The organism is Polynucleobacter sp. 39-46-10 (assembly GCF_002282275.1).
Window position 1 is genome coordinate 1 of sequence record NZ_NCJB01000218.1, and the last position, 4090, is coordinate 4090.

Genomic DNA, 4090 nt, shown 5'->3' on the forward strand with positions numbered 1-4090 from the left:
AACCCTAAAGATACAGCTGATAACTTGAAAAAAAGCGGTGCGTTTATTCCTGGTATTCGCCCAGGTGATCAAACAGCAAAATATATTGATCGTATTATGGGTAGATTGACTTTGGTTGGTGCGGCTTATATCACCTTGGTTTGTTTATTACCTGAGTTTTTGATTTTGAAATTTAATACACCATTTTACTTTGGTGGTACTTCTTTGCTGATTATTGTAGTTGTCACTATGGACTTTATGACGCAAGTGCAATCCCATCTGATGTCGCATCAATACGAGGGGTTGCTTAGAAAAGCTAATTTTAAAGGTAATGCGCTAGGGCGCTAATTAGTTTTAAGAATGGCTAAGGAAGATAGAATTGAAATGCAAGGTGAGATTCTAGAGAATCTCCCCAATGCGACCTTTAGAGTAAAGTTAGAAAATGGCCATGTGGTGCTAGGCTATATTTCTGGGAAAATGCGTATGCATTACATTCGTATTTTACCTGGTGATAAAGTCACCGTTGAGATGACACCGTATGATTTATCTCGTGCAAGAATTACTTTCCGCGCGAAATAAACTATTAAGTGTTTTGCATACAGTTTTAGAAGTATTGGAGTGAAATATGAGAGTTCGTGCATCAGTAAAGGCTTTATGCCGTAATTGTAAAGTTGTGCGTCGTCGTGGTGTTGTGCGTATTATTTGTACAGATCCACGTCATAAACAACGTCAAGGTTAATTGATTCATTTAATTAACCCAAATTGGTAATAGCTTAGGCTAGATACTAATTTAAGTTGGTCAATAATTATATTGATCAGAAGATTAGCTAATTGATAAAAAATGGTTTTCCTGTTAGAATTGCCGGCTTTTTTGAAGCAAGCAATTTTGGTAAGCCTAATTTGGAGTAAAGTATGGCGCGTATTGCAGGGGTAAATATCCCGAATAATAAACACACGGAAATTGCATTAACTGCGATTTACGGTATTGGTCGTAATACAGCACAAAAAATCTGTGCAGCAGCTGGTGTATTGCCTACTGCAAAAATCAAAGATTTGAACGACGCAGACGTTGAAAAATTGCGTGACGAAGTAGGTAAATTCAAAGTTGAAGGTGACCTGCGTCGTGAAGTTTCAATGAACATCAAACGCTTGATGGATTTGGGATGCTATCGTGGCATTCGTCACCGTCGCGGTCTGCCTGTGCGTGGTCAACGTACGAAAACAAATGCCCGTACACGTAAGGGTCCAGTTAAAGCGATTAAACAATCTAAATAAGTTCTTAGGCTTAAGATTGTTTAAAAAATTTTTGTAAGATTTATCGGTAAGGAAAATGCAACATGGCAAAAGCTAATGTACGCGTAAGAAAGAAAGTTAAAAAGAATATTGCAGAGGGCATTGCTCACGTGCATGCATCTTTTAACAATACCATCATCACCATTACAGACCGTCAAGGCAATGCTTTGTCTTGGGCGACTTCAGGTGGCCAAGGTTTTAAAGGTTCACGTAAAAGTACTCCTTTTGCTGCGCAAGTTGCTGCAGAAGTTGCTGGTAAATCAGCACAAGAGAGCGGTGTAAAGAATTTAGAAGTGCGTATTAAAGGCCCAGGTCCAGGTCGTGAATCTGCAGTACGCGCACTTAATGCAGCTGGTTTTAAAATTACCAGCATTACTGATGTGACGCCAGTGCCGCACAACGGTTGCCGTCCACCTAAAAAACGTCGCATCTAAGCGAAAAAGATTACTGGAGAACTATCTTGGCTAGAAATTTAGATCCTAAATGCCGTCAGTGCCGTCGTGAAGGCGAAAAATTGTTTTTGAAAGCAGAAAAATGCTTCACAGACAAATGTGCTATTGAAAAACGTAACTTCCCACCTGGTCAACATGGCCAACGTAGAAATCAACGTCTTTCTGATTACGGCGTTCAATTACGTGAGAAACAAAAAGTTCGTCGTATCTACGGTGTACTTGAAGCTCAGTTCCGTAGCTACTACGCTGAAGCTGACCGTAAAAAAGGTATTACTGGTGAAAACTTACTCCAATTGCTTGAGTGCCGTTTAGATAACGTTACTTACAGAATGGGTTTGGGCGGTTCACGTACAGAAGCGCGTCAAATTGTTCGTCATAACAGCATTTTGGTAAATGGTAAACGTGTCAACATTCCTTCATATCAAGTAAAAGCTGGTGATGTAATCAGTGTTGCTGAAGCTTCAAAAACACAATTGCGTATTAAAGGCGCATTGGAAGCTGCTGAACAACGTGGTTTCCCAGAATGGTTAGAAGTTGATGTGAAAGCTCTGAAAGGTACTTTCAAAGCTAAACCACAGCGTGATGAGTTGCCACCAACAATCAATGAATCATTGGTAGTTGAGCTTTACTCTAAGTAATTAAGATTTAAATCGCATAGTTAGCAAATCATTATGGTTTGCTAACTTAGCTTTTATAGAGCTACGTTCTATAAATAATTAAAAAATTAAAGGTATAACTATGCAAAACAGTCCTACCGAGTATTTAAAACCACGTGTAGTAGATGTTGAGGTTTTGTCTCCACTACGCGCACGTGTAACGCTTGAACCTATGGAGCGTGGTTTTGGTTACACTCTGGGTAATGCATTACGTCGTGTTTTACTTTCATCTATTCCTGGCTTCGCAATTACAGAAGTTAAAATTGATGGTGTTGTACATGAGTATTCAACTTTAGATGGTGTGCAAGAAGATGTTGTTGATATCTTATTGAACCTTAAAGGTGTTGCGTTAAAATTAAATGCAAAATCAGAAACAATCCTGACGCTGAATAAATCAGTTGAAGGTGTTGTGACTGCAGGTGACTTCGAAACAGGTCATGATGCTGAAATCGTAAATCCTAATCATGTAATCGCCCATCTTACTAAGGGTGGTAAGTTGAATTTGGAAGTTAAAGTTGAAATGGGTCGTGGTTATCAACCTGTGCCTGTGCGTCAAAAAGCGAATGATGAAGACCGTGTATTAGGCTTTATCATGGTTGATGCATCATTTAGCCCAATTAACAAGGTTAGCTACTATGTTGATAGTGCGCGTGTTGAACAACGCACTGACTTAGACAAGTTGGTAATGGATGTTGAAACAAACGGTGTAATTGAACCTGAGCAGGCAATTCGCGACGCGGCACGTATTCTGATGGGTCAACTGTCAGTGTTTGCTGATCTTGAAGGTGCGCCTAGTGAAGTTGAAGTTAAATCAGCTCCACAAGTTGACCCAGTTCTATTGCGTCCAGTCGATGATTTAGAGCTAACTGTACGTTCAGCAAACTGCTTAAAAGCAGAAAATATATTCTACATTGGTGATTTGATTCAACGTACTGAGAATGAGCTTTTAAAAGCACCTAACCTCGGTCGTAAATCACTGAATGAGATTAAAGATGTTCTGGCAACTCGTGGCTTAACATTAGGCATGAAGCTAGAGAATTGGCCACCAGTTGGTTTGGAAAAAGCTTAATTAAGCTTGATATTGAAGTTATAGATACCTTAAGGAATTACTATGCGTCACGGTAATAGCAATCGTAAATTAAATCGTACTAGCAGCCATCGTGCAGCGATGTTCCGTAACATGACAGCGTCATTGTTGCGCCATGAAATCATTAAAACTACTTTGCCAAAAGCAAAAGAGTTGCGTAAATTCGCAGAGCCTTTAATCACTTTAGGTAAAACTGCAACTTTGGCAAACCGTCGTTTGGCATTTGATCGCTTACGTGACCGTGACATTGTTGGTAAATTGTTTGGTGAACTCGGCCCACGCTACAATGCACGTAATGGTGGTTATTTGCGCATTTTGAAATGTGGTTTCCGTAACGGTGATAATGCACCTATGGCATTAGTTGAGTTAGTGGATCGTCCTGACACATCAGCTGAAGCTGTTGTAGCTGAGTAATAGTTACTTAGGTTACAAAAAAGGCCAGCTATATGCTGGCCTTTTGATTTTTAAACAAGCTTTATGCATGATTGATTGTGTGTAGATTTGAAGATATAAACTCGATGAGGTCTAGTCTGTTAAATGGCCAATTTAACTCTGAACCATTATCACAATGTTTAACAACGGGAATGCTTTTCCCATACCTTTCCATCAAGGTATCATCTGCT

The 4090-nt window shown here is 39.6% G+C and carries 7 protein-coding genes and 1 pseudogene; all 8 read left to right on the forward strand.

Annotated elements, in window-relative coordinates; translation table 11 throughout:
• A pseudogene (secY, locus tag B7X71_RS12965) lies at nt 1-327 on the forward strand (preprotein translocase subunit SecY); the annotation flags it as partial.
• 12 nt (nt 328-339) lie between these two features.
• A complete protein-coding gene (infA, locus tag B7X71_RS12970) occupies nt 340-558 on the forward strand; it encodes a translation initiation factor IF-1 (protein ID WP_015831316.1) in 219 nt (72 codons plus the stop codon).
• Between the two features lie 46 nt (nt 559-604).
• Nucleotides 605-718, forward strand: coding sequence for a 50S ribosomal protein L36 (gene rpmJ, locus B7X71_RS12975; protein WP_013147060.1), 114 nt, complete (start codon nt 605-607; stop codon nt 716-718).
• A gap of 173 nt (nt 719-891) precedes the next feature.
• Entirely contained in the window at nt 892-1254 is a 363-nt protein-coding gene (rpsM, locus tag B7X71_RS12980) for a 30S ribosomal protein S13 (RefSeq protein WP_293600958.1), read from the forward strand.
• A gap of 62 nt (nt 1255-1316) precedes the next feature.
• Nucleotides 1317-1706, forward strand: coding sequence for a 30S ribosomal protein S11 (gene rpsK / locus B7X71_RS12985; protein WP_020166857.1), 390 nt, complete (start codon nt 1317-1319; stop codon nt 1704-1706).
• A 26-nt stretch (nt 1707-1732) separates the two neighbouring features.
• A complete protein-coding gene (gene rpsD, locus B7X71_RS12990; RefSeq protein ID WP_293600959.1) occupies nt 1733-2362 on the forward strand; it encodes a 30S ribosomal protein S4 in 630 nt (209 codons plus the stop codon).
• A gap of 100 nt (nt 2363-2462) precedes the next feature.
• A complete protein-coding gene (rpoA, locus tag B7X71_RS12995; protein WP_293600960.1) occupies nt 2463-3449 on the forward strand; it encodes a DNA-directed RNA polymerase subunit alpha in 987 nt (328 codons plus the stop codon).
• Between the two features lie 42 nt (nt 3450-3491).
• Entirely contained in the window at nt 3492-3881 is a 390-nt protein-coding gene (gene rplQ, locus B7X71_RS13000; protein WP_047552564.1) for a 50S ribosomal protein L17, read from the forward strand.
• The last annotated feature ends 209 nt before the right edge of the window (nt 3882-4090 follow it).